This is a genomic window from Marivita sp. S2033, assembly GCF_046592965.1.
GTDB lineage: Bacteria > Pseudomonadota > Alphaproteobacteria > Rhodobacterales > Rhodobacteraceae > Marivita.
Genome location: NZ_JBISBV010000006.1, coordinates 98,694 through 113,637, shown reverse-complemented (window position 1 = coordinate 113,637; position 14,944 = coordinate 98,694). Strand labels below are relative to the sequence as shown.

Here is a 14,944-nt window from a genome sequence, read left to right as displayed (position 1 = left end):
TTTTTCGCAGGTCTTTGACGGCTACCGCCCCTCATAGCGGGCTGGCCGCTTTTCCAGAAAGGCCATAACACCTTCCTTGAAATCACGCGTCTTGCCACACTGACCTTGCAGCTTTGCCTCAACCGCCAACTGGCCTTCGAGATCATTGTCAAAAGAGGCGCGAATGGCCTGCTTGACGCGCGCATAAGCGGCACTCGGACCCTTGGCGAGATGCGCAGCGCGGGCCTGCCAATGTTCAGCGAAACTGGCATCGGGCACGGCTTCCCAGATCATTCCCCAGTCATCCGCCTGGCGTGCGGTGATCTTGTCGGCGAACAGCGCAGCACCCATCGCCTTGGCCATCCCCATCTGGCGCGGCAGGTAATAGGTGCCGCCCGCATCCGGGATGAGGCCAATGCGGGTAAAGGCCTGCAGGAAAAACGCGCTCTCGGTCGCGATCACCACATCTGCCGCCAACGCGAGGTTCGCCCCGGCCCCGGCCGCAGCACCGTTCACCGCCGAGATGGTCGGCACCGGGCAGTCGAAAATCGCGCGCAGCATCGGCACATATTCGTCGCGCAGCGTCCGCTCCATATCGAGCGTCGCGATGTTGCCGCTGTCGCCCAAATCCTGCCCCGAGCAAAACGACGTGCCTGCCCCCGTCAGCACGACGGCGCGCGCGTGTTTGCCCCCCGCCAGCACCGCGTCTGTCAGTTCGGCACGCATCTGCGTGTTCAGCGCGTTCATCACGTCGGGACGGTTCAGCGTCACGGTGGCGATGTCGTCAGTGATGTCGAAAGTGATGGTGTCGTAATCCATGCGCGGGGCACTCCTCAATCCGGTTGCCCGCATCAAACACACAACTCTGCGCGTTGGCAAAGGTCAACGCGGCGTCATTCCGTATCGAGGATTTCCTTCAACCGCGCGTTTTCCGCTTCCGACAACGTTGCTTCGGTTGGCGCGGCCGCGGTTGAGCGGCCCCGGATGTAGAAAATGCCGACCACCAGCGCGATCAGAAACAACACCGGGCCGGACAGCCACAGGATGATGTTCCAGCCACCGGTGCGTGGGTTGAGCAGTACGAATTCACCGTAGCGTTCCACGAGGTAATTCATCACCTCTACATCGCTGTCGCCCGCGACCAGCCGTTCGCGCACCACAAGGCGCAGCTCACGCGCCAGAGCAGCGTTGGATTCGTCGATGCTTTCGTTCTGGCAGACCACGCAGCGCAGGTCTTTGGACAGCTCGCGCGCGCGGTTTTCCAGCACCGGATCTGCCAGCACTTCATCGGGTTGGACCGCCATCACCGGCATGCCAGACGTGGCCAACAACAGCGCGACCAAACCCGCGTTCAGTAAACGCAACATCGTCATTCCGCAGGAACTCCCCGGGGTTCACGCGCGCGTCTGGCACCCGCAGCGACCCGGTAGCGGCGATCTGACAGGGACAGGAACCCACCCAGCGCCATCAGGATCGCGCCTCCCCAGATCCAGTTGGCCAGCGGCTTGATATAAGTCCGCATGACCCAGCCACCGTTGTCCTGCGCATCGCCGATCACGACATAGATGTCGCGCAGGAAGCGGTAGTCGATTGCCGCCTCGGTCGTCGGCATCTGCGCCACCGGATATGTCCGTTTCTCCGGGTTGAGCACCGCGATCTGCGCGCCGTCCTTGCGAACCACGACATCACCGGTCGTCGAGAAATAGTTGGGACCGCGCACGTCGTTGACCGCCGCGAGTTCCAGTTCGAAACCGCCAACCTGAAACGGCTCGCCGATCATCGCAACGCGGATGTCTTCTTCCTGCCAGGCCGTCAAACCGGCGATTCCGACCATCGTGATGCCAAGCCCGGCATGCGCCGTTGCCTTGCCCCAATCCGCGCGCGGCAACCGCCACAGCCGCGCCAGATCACGGCTTTTGCCGGTGCGGTTCAAAAGGTCCAGAAGCGCCCCCGAGACGATCCAGGCACCAAGGAAAACACCCACCGGACCCAACAGGCTCTTGCCTGTCTGCATGGTCCAGAACAGCCCCATGAGCAGCACGGCGAGAATGAACCCCGGCACCAGTTGCTTGAGAGTGCGGCCCACTTTGGCGCGCTTCCAGCTCAGCATGGAGCCGATGGGCAGCAGCAAGCCAAGAACCAGCATGAACGGCGTAAACGCCATGTTGAAGAACGGCGCGCCGACGCTCAGCTTGGTGTCAAAGAACATTTCGGCCATGACGGGCCAGAGCGTGCCGACAAACACCACAAAGCAGCTGACCGCGAGCAACACGTTGTTTGCCACGATGGCGCTTTCACGGCTGGCAACGCCAAACACACCCTTGGCCTCCATCGCGCTGGCGCGCGCTGCGTACAACGTCAGCGCACCACCGGTGAAAAACACCATGATCATGAGGATAAAGACGCCGCGCTCGGGATCGGTGGCAAAGGCGTGCACCGATGTCAAAAGCCCCGACCGCACGATGAACGTGCCGATGAGCGAAAACCCGAAGGCGAGGATCGCCAGAAGGATTGTCCAGCTCTTCAACGCTTCGCGCTTTTCGACCACGATGGCCGAGTGGAGCAGCGCCGCCGCCAGCAACCACGGCATGAACGAGGCGTTCTCGACCGGATCCCAGAACCAGAAACCACCCCAGCCGAGTTCGTAATAGGCCCACCAGGATCCCAGCGCGATGCCGATGGTCAGAAACGTCCATGCCGCCAGCGTCCAGGGGCGCACCCAGCGGCCCCAGGCGGCGTCCACGCGCCCTTCGATCAGTGCGGCCACGGCAAAGCTGAAGCAGATGCTGAGGCCGACATAGCCCAGATACAGGAACGGCGGGTGGAAGGCCAAGCCGGGGTCCTGCAGCAACGGGTTGAGGTCTTGTCCGTCGAACGGCGCCACCGCAAGGCGCAAAAACGGGTTCGATGTGAACAGGATGAAAGCGAAGAACGCCACCGCGATGGCCGATTGCACCGCCAGCACCCGCGCCCGCAGCGTCGGCGGCAAACCCTGGCCGAACCACGCCGCCATGGCACCGAACAGCGTCAGAATCAGCACCCAGAGCAGCATCGAGCCCTCATGGTTGCCCCAGACGCCACTGATCTTATACAGCATCGGCTTCGCGGAATGGCTGTTCAGCCAGACAAGGCGGACCGAGAAATCCGAGACGACAAACGCGTAGGTCAGCGCCGCAAAGGCAAAGCCCGTCAGCAGGAACTGCACGGTCGCCGCCGGTTCGGCCAGGGCCATCCAGCCCGGCCAGCGTTTGTGGGCGCCCACCATTGGTACGATGGATTGCACGATCGCGACAAGAAACGCGAGGATGAGGGCGAAGTGACCAAGCTCTGTAATCATGGGCCACGTTATAGAGATCCGCGCCGTCGCCACCAATAGCTATCGGCGCAGAGATCGGTTCACATTGTCGCAATCAGCGCCGGATCAACCCGCCTTTCGCTGCGCTGCCCAGTCTTCCAGCGCCGCATTGCCATCGGTCTGGATGTCGCGCTTGCGCACCGGTTCGCGTTCGAGCGCGTCGACCTGTCGCGTCACCTCGGGCATCGTCGTGGCGATGCGCGTTGCCAGATCGCGCTGGAAATCCTGCCCCTTGGCCTGATGCCGCGCGCCGAAATAAAAGCTGACGATGGCCCCGAGCAGCCACCAAAGCGGCTCGGGCACCAGCGCAAGCCCCGTCATTCGCGCGCCGAACCAGACCGGATCGACCATGGCCGCCACGAACAGCCCCAATGTACCCAACGCCAGCGCCGGACGCGGCAACCGGTTGAGAGCGTCCATGAAGCGGTCGAACCAGCCACGTTGGGGCGCGTGAAATTCATGTGCGAATTGTTGCAGTGCGGCCGCCTGTCGGGAATGTTCGCGTTGCGCCTGTGCCTCGGCATTGGGGCGAAACACCTCGGCGGTGTCGCGCAGCACGTTGCGCCCCGATCCAAACATCACGGAAAACAATTGCTCGATCAGTCCCATGCCGCCACCCTTCGTTGAAATGCCTGTCCGTCCAGATGATACCGCGCGGCCATGAAGGCCTCGGCGCGTGTGATCCAGCCGCCTTTGCCACCTGCCCGCGTGCGGGCGTATTTACGACTTGCGGGTCGCCGGTCAGCCAGATCGAAATAGTAATTCCGCCGCTCGATCCCGTAGGCGTCGACCAGATGCGCCGGTGCTATCGCATAGGCTCGCGCTGTAGCGGCGATAGTTCGGGGGCCGATGACGCCGTCCACCGCAACGTCAAACCCCATCTTGTCCAACAGCCGTTGCAGCAGTTTCACGGCGTTGCCGCCTGCGTTCACATACATGTCGAACACGCTGGGTTGCAGCGCTTCGGGCAAGTCGGCAATCCGCGGTCCGGTGAAGTAATGTTCAAGAAAGATCGTTACCGCCTGATCTTCACTCAATCGGCGCACATCGGCCGAGGTGATCCTGCCATCCCCTGTCAGATCAAGCCCCAGACGCCGCATCGTGTGGATCGTGACGCCGTGATTGGTGGCGCCGCCCGGGTCGTCAGGGTCATCGATATACCCGCCTTCGCGCCGCACGATCTCTTGCGCAATCGCTCGTATTCTTTGTCCGCCCATACTCGCCCCCGGTTTCCTGGTCGGGCAAAACCTGTGCAATAAGGGTTAACGATTGGAAAAAGCGCCGTGCGTCGGGAACGCCGGCAAAAGGCTTTGACATTTCTGCGGCGGATCGCCACTCACACGCCATGACCGATTTGCCCTACCTCACTCCGCTCAGCGCCGAGCAGCAGCGCGCCGCTGGCCTCTCCGAAGTCTGGCCACTGGCCCATGCCGACCGCGTGCGCTTTTCCGAGCTTGATCCGCTCAACCACGTCAACAACGTGGCGTATCTGGTGTGGTTCGAAATCGCGCGCGTCGCGTATTTCAAGCATATCGACCTGTCGCGCTATGACGACGCCAGCCAGGAACCACGCATCGTTGTCCGTCGTGGCGAATTGGACTGGCTCAAGGAAATGCACGCGGACGAAGAATATGTGGTCACCTCCAAGACCATCGACTACCGCAACACCAGTTTCACCATGTTGCAAGAGGTCTGGAGCGGCGGCACAAGGCGCGCGGCGTTTCAGGGCGTGATCGTGCTGCTCAAGCCCGACGGCAGCGGGCGCATGCCGATCCCCGATGAGATCCGCGCCCACTTTCACGATGTCGATGGTGTGCCCGAGCGGTAGGAACCGTTCCGACCCCGCGTTCAGGAATACCGGTGCACGTAGTCAAGAAGCGCCCGCGTGCTGGCATCCTTGTCATCCGCCGAGGCATCGCCGCTGACCAACGGTCCCAGCGATGTCGCCAGTTCCTTGCCCAACTCGACGCCCCATTGATCGAACGAGTTGATCCCCAGGATCACCCCTTCGACAAACACCCGATGCTCGTAAAGCGCGATGATCTCGCCCAGCATCTCAGGCGTCATCTTCGGCATCATCAACGTGGTCGAGGGGCGGTTGCCCGGAAACACCCGATGCCGCGCCTGCCGCTCCAGTTCATCGCCGTTCAGACCTTTGGCCGCCATCAACGCGCGCGCCTCGTCCAAGGATCGTCCGCGCATCAGCGCTTCGGATTGCGCCAGACAATTGGCGATCAGCAGATCGTGGTGGTGCCGCAACTCCGGCTCGTGGCCCTCGGCGGCAACCATAAATTCGCACGGAATCACCCGCGTGCCCTGATGGATCAGCTGATAGAACGCGTGCTGCCCATTGGTGCCGGGCTCGCCCCAGACCACAGAGCCGGAATTGACCGGAAGATCGCTGCCGTCCATCGCCACCGACTTGCCGTTGCTCTCCATCTCAAGCTGCTGGAGATAGGCAGGCAGGCGCGACAGGCGATTGTCATAAGGCAACACCGCGCGCGTCGCATGATTCAGCCCCTGATTGTGCCAGATGCCCACCAGCGCCAGCAGGACCGGCATGTTCTCGTGCAACTCCGCCGAACGGAAATGCCGGTCCATCGACTGAGCGCCGCGCAGGAACGCGCGGAAGGCGTCAGGCCCAATGGCGAGCATCAGCGACAAGCCAATCGGACCCCAGATCGAATAGCGCCCCCCAACCCAGTCCTCGAAACCGAACACGCGGTCGCGCGGAATACCCCAATCGGCGGCAGCCTCGGCATTGGAGGACAGCGCGATGAAGCGACCGTCCGGCTCGACACCGTTATCCTGCAACCAAGCGCGCGCGGTTCGGGCGTTGGTCATGGTTTCGATTGTCGTGAACGTCTTTGAGGCCACGATAAACAAGGTCGTCGCGGGATCGCAGCCGCGCAACGTGTCGGAAATATCCGCGGCATCCACGTTCGAGACAAAGTGACAGCGCGGCCCGTCGCGATAGGGCGACAGCGCCAGATAGGCCATTGCGGGCCCAAGGTCCGATCCGCCGATGCCGATATTGACAACGTCGGTCACGTCAGACGCGCGAACATCCTGCGCCAGCGTCTCCATCCGCGATAGGGTCTCCAGAACTCCGGGCATCACGTCCTGCCCGTCAACTTCGATCGCTTCGCCATCGAGATTGCGCAACGCCGTGTGCAACACCGCGCGCCCTTCGGTTTCGTTGATCACCCGCCCAAAGACCATCGCGTCGCGACGCGCTTCAACCTCCGCGGCCTTTGCCAAATCCAGCAGAACGTCCAACGTCGCCGCGTCGATCTGCGTTTTGGAATAGTCGAACAACAGATCCAGCGCCGTGACGCTGAACGTCTCCGCCCGGCTTTCATCCGCCTCAAACAGGTCGAGGATCACCCGGTCCCGGCCCGCCTCTGCCGCCGCCTTCAGCGCATTCCACATCCCGCTCACTCCGCCCAATGCACGATGGCTTCGTCAAGAACCGCGTTGATCGGGGCTTCCTCGTTGGACAGCCCCTCGGCCTTTTCCAACGCCGCCCGCTTTTCGGGCCCAAAAATCAGCACGTGCTTGCGCATGGCCTCGTTCAGCACTCGCGCGCTCAACGTGATGCGCGGCTCGGGCGCACCCGGTGCGCGCATCGCAAGCAACGTCGGCGCATCCGAAGCCAAGGCGCGCGTCAGTTGATCGGCACCGGGAAATATCGACGCCGTGTGCATATCCTCGCCCATCCCCAACAGCACGACAGCCAAAGGCAAATTGTCCTTGATCTGCGCCTGCAACTCGGCCAATGCGTCTTCAGGCTCGGAGGCGGGTTTGTAGAGCGGCAACAGGCGCGCTTCGGCAGCACGGTCCACCAGCAACCGCTCGCGGATCAGCCGGGTGTTGGAGCGCGGGCTGTCTTCGGGCACCCACCGCTCATCGGTCAACACGACGTCAACCCGGCTCCAGTCCAGATTGGCGGCGCACAAATCGTCAAACACCGGTCCCGGTGATGTGCCACCCGGCACCGCCAGCACCACCCGATCCGCGTTCTTGAGACTCATCCGCAAATCGCCGGACAGCTTGTTCGCCAGATCCATCGCCAGCATTTCTCGATCCGGGTAGGATTGAAAATCGTAACTCATACCTTGATCTCCCGCCATTTGCGTCCATCACGATGCATCAGCATCAAGGCGTCTTCCGGCCCCGAACTGCCTGCATCGTATTCCTTGGGCACATCATTGCGGTCCTGCCACCCGGCAATCAAGGGGTCAGTCCACGCCCAGGCCGCTTCAACCTCGTCGCCGCGCATGAACAGCGTCTGGTTGCCGCGGATCACGTCCATGATTAGCCGCTCGTAGGCGTCGGGCGCTTCCTCGGCTTCCGGGCCCAGCGCCTCGGCAAAGCTCATGTCAAGCGGCACATCCAAAAGCCGCATGCCCCCCGGCCCCGGCTCCTTGATCGTCACATCAAGCGTCATGCCTTCGTTGGGCTGCAACCGGATCGCCAGCACGTTGCGGTGACGCCCCGCATCGACGCCAAAGATCGAATGCGGCGCATCCTTGAACACCACCGCAATCTCGGACGTGCGCGCCTTGAGCCGCTTTCCGGTGCGCAGATAAAACGGCGTCCCCGCCCAGCGCCAGTTCGAGATGTGGCACTTGAGCGCGATGAAACTCTCGGTGCGGGATTTCGGATCGTCCACATCGTCGCGATACCCCGGCTCGTTCTTGGTGGGCGCATATTGACCGCGCACGATATGGTGCGGCTCGACCGGTTCCAGCGCGCGGATGACCTTGAGCTTTTCATCGCGCACCGCGTCGGGATCGAATTTCGCCGGAGGCTCCATCGCGATCAGGCACAAAAGCTGCATCAGATGGTTCTGCATCATATCACGCATCGCACCGGACTTGTCGTAATAGCCACCGCGCCCGCCAACGCCAACGGTTTCGGCAACCGTGATCTGGATGTGGTCAACGTACTGCGCGTTCCACAGCGGCTCGAACAACATGTTGCCAAAGCGCACCGCCATCAGGTTCTGCACCGTCTCCTTACCGAGGTAATGGTCGATCCGGTAAATCTGCGTCTCATCGAAATGCTCGGCCAGCGTCGCGTTCAGTGCCTTGGCACTTTCGAGGTCATGACCAAACGGCTTTTCAACAACGATCCTGCTTTGCGGCGTCGCCAGACCGAAACGGTGCAAGCGTTCAGCCAGATCGCCAAACAGCGAAGGCCCAACCGAGAAATAAAAGGCGCGCACCCGATCCTGTTGTATCCTGTCGTTCAACTCGGCCCAGCCACCATCGCCCTTGGCATCGGTCTTGACGTAGTGAACCGTCTTCAGAAAAGCGTCCAAAGTTCCACTGTCACAGGCACGACCGCCGCCGAACTCGGCAATCGCATCGCCGACCATCTTGCGATAGGCCGCGTCATCAAGATCGGATCGTGCCGCGCCGATGATCTGCGAGGACTCCGGCATCTGACCGGCACAGAACCGTCGAAACAAGCCCGGCAGGATCTTGCGGCGGGCCAGATCGCCGGTCCCGCCAAAGATGACAAGATCAAACGGGTCGACGGGAATTACGCGGGAGACCATGGCGCGGACCTTTCGATTCTGGTGCTTTTGCGTACTTGTTAGCGCTAACGACGATTTTGTAAACGCATTTCGCAACAGTTCATTTCAAATTATCACGCAAATACCATGCCGCAACCAGGCGCGCAGGGAAACGGCAAAGCGCCGCCCGCTTCAATCATGGCGCTTGAACCTGTGCGGCCCTCATGCCACCACGCAGCCAGCCAAGGAGACAGACATGACAGCGCGCAAGATCATTATCGACACCGATCCCGGCCAGGATGATGCCGTCGCGATCCTGCTCGCACTGGCCTCGCCCGAGGAAATCGAGGTGCTTGGTCTTACCGCCGTCGCCGGCAATGTTCCCCTGGCGCTGACGCAAAAAAACGCGCGGATCGTGTGCGAACTGGCCGGGCGGCCGGAAACGCGGGTATTCGCCGGATGCGATGCCCCCCTGGCGCGAAAGCTGGTCACGGCAGAGCATGTGCACGGCAAAACCGGCCTTGACGGTCCGACCCTGCCTGATCCCACCATGCAGTTGCAGGACGGGCACGCGGTCGATTTCATCATCGACACCCTGCGCGCCGAGCCTTCGGGCACGGTCACGCTCTGCCCCCTCGGTCCACTTACCAATATTGCAGTTGCATTGCAGCGCGCGCCCGATATCGCCGGGCGGATACAGGAAATCGTCCTGATGGGCGGCGCGTATTTCGAGGTCGGCAACATCACCCCCACGGCCGAGTTCAACATCTATGTCGATCCCGAAGCCGCCAAGATCGTCTTTGCCTGCGGCGCACCGATCACCGTGATGCCGCTTGACGTGACCCATAAGGCGTTGGTGACCAAGCCACGCAACGACGCATTTCGGGCGCTCGATACCCCTGTGGGGCTGGCCGTGGCCGAGATGACCGATTTCTTCGAACGGTTCGACAAGGAGAAATACGGCAGCGACGGCGCTCCGTTGCATGATCCCTGTGTGACCGCCTACCTGATTGATCCCAACCTCTTTACCGGCCGTCACATCAACGTCGAGATCGAAACCCGATCCGAGCTGACGCTTGGCATGACCGTCGCCGACTGGTGGGGCGTGACCGACCGCGCGCCCAATGCGACCTTCATGGGCGACCTGGATTCCGACGGGTTCTTCACACTTCTGACCGACCGGATTGCCCGGCTATGAGATCGCTGCATCTCGCCAATGCCGAGGATCTGGCCAAGCTCCTGCCGCTGGTCGCGGCATTCCACGAGCACGAAGGGTTTGAAACCACCGCAGATCATCAACGCGACGCGATCCTTCCTCTTCTTGAGGGATCGCCACATGGCGCGATATGGCTCATCGGCCCGCGCCGCGCGCCGGTCGGGTATGTCGTGGTGTCGTTCGGCTGGTCGGTCGAGTTCGGCGGCATGGATGCAATGGTTGACGAACTCTACATCCGCAGCGCCGTCCGCAAGCGCGGCATGGGCGGCGAAGCGCTCGACGGTCTTGCCAAGGCGCTGCGCGAGGGCGGCATTCGCGCGCTCCATCTTGAAGCGCGGCGCGACGATGACACCCTGAACCGCTTTTACGCCCGCGCCCGGTTCAAGGCCCGCGATGACTTTACGCTGATGTCGCGGGTGCTGTGAGCGCTAGAGGATGGTCGCCACAAGAATGACCATCAGGATGGAATACACCATGACGCCGCCACCGATCAGCCAGACCGGATAGTTTCGCGCCATTCCCGCCTTGGCCAGTTCTCTGGCTTGGTAGATCAGATCGGGCCATGTGTAGCTCACGAAATCGCCCTGGGTGAAGATCATCTTGATCCTGCCATCACCGTCAACGACCGGCAGTCGGCGGAATCGTTCGTTCGACATGATGCGCAGCCAATCCACAACATCATCGGTGTCGCGCGCCATGCGCGGATTTTCCGTCATGATCTCGGAAAGCTTGGTGGTTTTTGCGTCGCGGCCCTGGGCGACCAGCTTTCTCATCACGTCGCGCTCTGTGGCGATGCCGATGACTTTCTCATCTTTGTCGACCACAACAACAGAGCCGAAGTTCTTCGCACTCATCGCCTGCACCGCGTCATCCACCGTCGCGTCGGGTGGCATACATAACGGTTTCGGTTTTGAGGAAAATTCAGGACGGTCCTTGAGTTGCATACCGTAAGGGTTGGAAGCAGCCATCGTAACTCTCCTTTTCAATGTCCCTTTGATCCTAGGACGCATCTGACAAAGGCAAGGCACAATCGGCGACTGGCGATTTCACCCCGAGCGCCCTATCTAACACCCATGACCTTGCACATTCCCTTCGACAACACCTACGTCACCCTGCCCGATGCGTTCTTCGCGCGGGTCGCTCCGACGCCGGTAAAGGCGCCCAGCCTGATTGCGATCAACCTGCCGCTTGCCAGCGAGTTGGGGATCGAGGGGCTGGACGATCCCGATCTGGCGGCTGTCTTTGCAGGCAATGCCATTCCGGATGGCGCAGCTCCGCTGGCGCAGCTTTATGCCGGACACCAGTTCGGTCAGTACAGCCCCCAGCTTGGCGATGGCCGGGCCGTACTGTTGGGCGAGACCATCGGTACGGATGGCGTCCGCCGTGACATCCAACTCAAAGGTGCGGGGCGTACGCCGTTCTCGCGTATGGGCGACGGGCGCGCCTGGCTTGGGCCGGTGCTGCGGGAATACGTCCTCAGCGAGGCCATGCACACCCTCGGCGTGCCCACCACCCGCGCGCTGGCCGCCGTTCGCACCGGCGAACAGGTCATTCGCGACCGGCCTTTGCCGGGTGCGGTGTTGACCCGCGTGGCGCAAAGCCATCTGCGTGTCGGCACGTTTCAGGCCTTCGCCGCCCGAGGTGACACGCGCGGCCTGCAAACGCTGTTTGAATACGCGGTGGCACGGCATTATCCGGACGCGACCGACCCCGCTCTGTTTCTTGATGCCGTGATGCGCAAACAGGCGGCATTGGTCGCGCATTGGCTCGCGCTCGGCTTTATCCACGGCGTCATGAACACCGACAATTGCGCGATTTCCGGCGAAACCATCGACTATGGCCCCTGCGCCTTCATGGACGCCTATCACCCCGAGACCGTGTATTCATCCATCGACCGCTATGGCCGCTACAGCTATGCCGCGCAGGCCGACATCATCGTCTGGAACATGGCACAACTGGCAACCGCGCTCTTGCCGCTGATGCCCGACCCCGAAGCGGCGGTCGAACCGTTCACCGCGCAGATCCATGCCATGCCGGAGATGATCCGCGCGCAGTGGCTGAGCCGTTTTGGCGCGAAGATCGGCCTGACCGACCCAAAGCCGGAAGACGCGACGCTGATCACCGAGCTCCTTGGCTTGATGCAAGAGAGTGAGGCGGATTTCACCAACACGTTCCGCGGCCTGCCGGACGGCACTGCGAGCGACCACATCACCGACACCGCAAAGTTCGACGCATGGGCGCAAACGTGGCAGTCGCGCCTTGAGACCGAGGCAGACCCCGAGCGCGTGATGCACTCGGCCAATCCGGCACTCATACCGCGCAATCACCGCATCGAGGCAATGATCGACGCCGCCACCCGCGGCGATGACAGCGCCTTTCACCATCTTCTTGCGGCATATGCGCATCCCTATGACGACGATCCCGCCTACGCCGATCTGCGCCAACCGCCGCAACCCGACGAAGTCGTCGCAGCCACATACTGCGGCACCTGATCGCGGGCGCGGCAGCCGCCGAAAAAACAGCCCTGTCGCCAGACACCTTCGAATCTGTCATCGTGGACGTGAAACATATCACGGAGATGATCTATGAGCCTCATGGGAACACTGGCCAAGGTGGCCATCGGATACGCAACCGCGCGCGGCGTGGATCATTTCTCGGGTGGCAAGGGCCTTGGCGGCATGATGGGCGGCGCCCAGATCAAGGGCGACAACCCGATGTCCAACATGCAGGCCCAGATGGGTCAATTGATGGGAAATCGCGGCGAAAACCCGTTGGCGACCATCATGGAGAAACTGCAATCGGGTGGCCTCGATCTGTCATCCCTCATGGGCGCGGGAAGCGCGAAAACTGCGGGTGACAAGGGTGGTCTGCTGTCCTCGATGGACAGCAACTCGGGCGGTCCGGGACTCGCCGGAATCCTCGCGGCGGCAGGCGGAATGGCGTCAATGGGCGGCAAGAACATGGGTGGTCTGATGGATCAGTTCGCCAAGTCCGGCGTTGCAACGCCCGAGGCAGAGGAAGCGGCCGCCCTGATGTTGCGGGCGATGATCCAGGCGGCAAAATCCGATGGCGGCATCGACGCAGCCGAGCGCGCCAAGATCCTCGAAACCGTGGGCGACGATGCCGATGCAGAAGACATTGCCTTCGTGCAGGAACAACTCGAAGCGCCCGTCGATGTCGATGCACTGGCCAAGGATACACCGGCGCATCTGCGCGCGCAGGTCTATTCATCCTCGCTGATGACGATCCGTCTCGATTCCCAAGCCGAAGCGCAATATCTCGACGCATTGGCGCGCGGGATGGAGCTTGATCAGCCGACCGTCAACACGTTGCACATGCAGATGGGCGTGACGCCGCTTTACAGCTGACGCCACTGAATGAAAGGTCTGCTGCTGGCATTTGCCGGCGTGATGATCCTCACGCCGGATGCCCTTCTCATACGCCTGTCCGAGATGACCGCAGCACCCATGGTCGCGTGGCGCGGGCTGTCGATGGGCATTTTGTTCCTGATCGCCGCGCTGTTCACCGGGCAGGCACGCCAGATGCCGCGTCTTGCCTCGGGGACGGGCGTCGCGCTGATCCTTGCGCAATCCGCAAACGCTGCACTGTTTGCCACCGCGATCTACCTTGCTCCGGTCGCCGCCGTGCTGATTGCGGTGGCAACGGTGCCGATCTGCGCGGCTTTGTGGTCATGGGTTCTCTATCGCGAACCCACCAACCCGGCGACCTGGATCGCCATTGCCTGCGTCGGGACCGGCATTCTCATCGCCGTGTCGGGCAAAGGTGATATCGCGCTGAACCCCAACGCCGTGTTGGGTGTGGTTGCTGGGCTTGGCGTCGCATTCAGCCTGTCACTCAGCTTTACCCTGTTGCGCCACAATCCGCAGATGCCGCTCCTGGGCGCTGTCGGGTTTGGTGCTCTTTTGGCCGGCATCGGCGCATTGCTGCTCTCCGGACCGAATGCGCTGGTCGAGGGCAATCTCTGGGCGATCGCCACCGCCAGCCTGTTTGTCGTCCCGGTGTCGTTTTACCTCATGTCAGAAGCCTCGCGGCATACAGCATCGGTGAACGTCAGCCTGTTTCTGTTGCTCGAAACGGTGCTTGGCCCCGTCTGGGTCTGGCTGGTGATCGACGAGGCGCCGACAAGCCGGATGTTGACCGGCGGCGCGATCGTCATCGGCAGTTTGATGATCTACCTTTGGCACCTGCGCCGCGTGGCGTAATTTTTCGACCCTCCCTTATGGTCATGACGCCCACTTTTGGCTAAACCCCGCCACACGACGACAAGAGGCCCCGGCGATGTCCGACACCATCATCTCGCGCTGCGAAGCCAACGGCTTGCGCCTGACCGAGCAACGCCGGACCATTGCGCAGGTGCTGCAAAACTCGGCCGATCACCCCCATGTCGAAGAGCTATACGCCCGCGCCTCGGGGCTTGATCCCAACATCTCGCTCGCCACGGTGTACCGGACGGTCAAGCTTTTCGAGGAAGCCGGGATTTTGGAGAAGGTCGATTTCGGCGATGGGCGCGCGCGGTACGAAGATGCGGAACGCGACCATCACGATCATCTGATTGATCTGCAAACCGGTAAAGTGATCGAATTCGTCGATCCAGAGATCGAGGCATTGCAGGAAAAGATCGCCGCCAAGCTTGGTTACAAACTCAAGGGCCACCGGCTCGAACTCTACGGCGTGAAGATCAGGAAATAGGCTGGCACGGTCTCTCTGGCCTTGCATCGGTCTCGCCCTCGGCGAGGAGATCGACCACTCAACCCTTTGATCCGGTGCGCTCGTCGTCAACTCCGGCTTTTACGGGACTGCAAATGCCGTGTTAGCGCTATCATTGCTAGTTTACTTTACGCCCTTCCCT

Annotated in this window: 16 protein-coding genes; 7 read left to right on the top strand and 9 right to left on the bottom strand. The window is 61.9% G+C overall.

What is annotated here, in order from left to right:
* Nucleotides 1-21: 21 nt before the first annotated feature.
* The 5 genes from ACGKZZ_RS11950 to ACGKZZ_RS11930 all read right to left on the bottom strand — a co-directional run bounded on the left by ACGKZZ_RS11950 (nucleotide 22) and on the right by ACGKZZ_RS11930 (nucleotide 4,551).
* Complete coding sequence (locus ACGKZZ_RS11950; protein ID WP_411223797.1) at nucleotides 22-798, bottom strand: enoyl-CoA hydratase-related protein; 777 nt, start codon at nucleotides 796-798, stop codon at nucleotides 22-24.
* 74 nt (nucleotides 799-872) lie between these two features.
* Nucleotides 873-1,346: a cytochrome c-type biogenesis protein CcmH gene (locus ACGKZZ_RS11945; RefSeq protein WP_411223796.1), complete on the bottom strand. Its 474-nt coding sequence runs from the start codon at nucleotides 1,344-1,346 to the stop codon at nucleotides 873-875.
* 2 nt (nucleotides 1,347-1,348) lie between these two features.
* Entirely contained in the window at nucleotides 1,349-3,316 is a 1,968-nt protein-coding gene (locus ACGKZZ_RS11940; protein ID WP_411223795.1) for a heme lyase CcmF/NrfE family subunit, read from the bottom strand.
* An 84-nt stretch (nucleotides 3,317-3,400) separates the two neighbouring features.
* Nucleotides 3,401-3,943: a holin family protein gene (locus ACGKZZ_RS11935; RefSeq protein WP_411223794.1), complete on the bottom strand. Its 543-nt coding sequence runs from the start codon at nucleotides 3,941-3,943 to the stop codon at nucleotides 3,401-3,403.
* Nucleotides 3,934-4,551 (bottom strand): holin-associated N-acetylmuramidase, encoded by a 618-nt coding sequence (locus ACGKZZ_RS11930; RefSeq protein WP_411223793.1) that lies wholly within the window; start codon nucleotides 4,549-4,551, stop codon nucleotides 3,934-3,936. The genes ACGKZZ_RS11935 and ACGKZZ_RS11930 overlap by 10 nt, the downstream gene beginning before the upstream one ends.
* Nucleotides 4,552-4,679: 128 nt before the next feature.
* Between ACGKZZ_RS11930 and ACGKZZ_RS11925 the strand changes: the two genes are divergently transcribed.
* Complete coding sequence (locus tag ACGKZZ_RS11925) at nucleotides 4,680-5,162, top strand: acyl-CoA thioesterase (RefSeq protein WP_411223792.1); 483 nt, start codon at nucleotides 4,680-4,682, stop codon at nucleotides 5,160-5,162.
* A gap of 20 nt (nucleotides 5,163-5,182) precedes the next feature.
* Here ACGKZZ_RS11925 and pgi read toward each other — a convergent pair whose 3' ends face one another.
* From pgi to zwf, 3 genes are read right to left on the bottom strand one after another with little or no spacing between them, the layout of a single operon-like run.
* Nucleotides 5,183-6,766 (bottom strand): glucose-6-phosphate isomerase, encoded by a 1,584-nt coding sequence (gene pgi / locus ACGKZZ_RS11920; protein WP_411223791.1) that lies wholly within the window; start codon nucleotides 6,764-6,766, stop codon nucleotides 5,183-5,185.
* A 5-nt stretch (nucleotides 6,767-6,771) separates the two neighbouring features.
* Nucleotides 6,772-7,449: a 6-phosphogluconolactonase gene (gene pgl, locus ACGKZZ_RS11915; protein WP_411223790.1), complete on the bottom strand. Its 678-nt coding sequence runs from the start codon at nucleotides 7,447-7,449 to the stop codon at nucleotides 6,772-6,774.
* Nucleotides 7,446-8,900, bottom strand: a complete 1,455-nt coding sequence (zwf, locus tag ACGKZZ_RS11910; protein ID WP_411223789.1) for a glucose-6-phosphate dehydrogenase — start codon at nucleotides 8,898-8,900, stop codon at nucleotides 7,446-7,448. The genes pgl and zwf overlap by 4 nt, the downstream gene beginning before the upstream one ends.
* 214 nt (nucleotides 8,901-9,114) lie before the next feature.
* Here zwf and ACGKZZ_RS11905 point away from each other — a divergent pair, with 214 nt between their 5' ends.
* Entirely contained in the window at nucleotides 9,115-10,056 is a 942-nt protein-coding gene (locus tag ACGKZZ_RS11905; protein WP_411223788.1) for a nucleoside hydrolase, read from the top strand.
* Nucleotides 10,053-10,499, top strand: coding sequence for a GNAT family N-acetyltransferase (locus ACGKZZ_RS11900; RefSeq protein WP_411223787.1), 447 nt, complete (start codon nucleotides 10,053-10,055; stop codon nucleotides 10,497-10,499). Before ACGKZZ_RS11905 ends, ACGKZZ_RS11900 begins: the two co-directional genes overlap by 4 nt.
* A 3-nt stretch (nucleotides 10,500-10,502) precedes the next feature.
* Here ACGKZZ_RS11900 and ACGKZZ_RS11895 read toward each other — a convergent pair whose 3' ends face one another.
* Entirely contained in the window at nucleotides 10,503-11,042 is a 540-nt protein-coding gene (locus ACGKZZ_RS11895; protein ID WP_411223786.1) for a CBS domain-containing protein, read from the bottom strand.
* 105 nt (nucleotides 11,043-11,147) lie between these two features.
* Between ACGKZZ_RS11895 and ACGKZZ_RS11890 the strand changes: the two genes are divergently transcribed.
* From ACGKZZ_RS11890 to ACGKZZ_RS11875, 4 genes are all read left to right on the top strand, one after another.
* Complete coding sequence (locus tag ACGKZZ_RS11890) at nucleotides 11,148-12,566, top strand: protein adenylyltransferase SelO (protein WP_411223785.1); 1,419 nt, start codon at nucleotides 11,148-11,150, stop codon at nucleotides 12,564-12,566.
* 93 nt (nucleotides 12,567-12,659) lie between these two features.
* Complete coding sequence (locus tag ACGKZZ_RS11885; protein WP_411223784.1) at nucleotides 12,660-13,442, top strand: DUF533 domain-containing protein; 783 nt, start codon at nucleotides 12,660-12,662, stop codon at nucleotides 13,440-13,442.
* Nucleotides 13,443-13,451: 9 nt separating this feature from the next.
* Nucleotides 13,452-14,297 (top strand): DMT family transporter, encoded by an 846-nt coding sequence (locus ACGKZZ_RS11880; RefSeq protein ID WP_411223783.1) that lies wholly within the window; start codon nucleotides 13,452-13,454, stop codon nucleotides 14,295-14,297.
* Nucleotides 14,298-14,373: 76 nt separating this feature from the next.
* Nucleotides 14,374-14,784: a Fur family transcriptional regulator gene (locus tag ACGKZZ_RS11875; protein WP_411223782.1), complete on the top strand. Its 411-nt coding sequence runs from the start codon at nucleotides 14,374-14,376 to the stop codon at nucleotides 14,782-14,784.
* The last annotated feature ends 160 nt before the right edge of the window (nucleotides 14,785-14,944 follow it).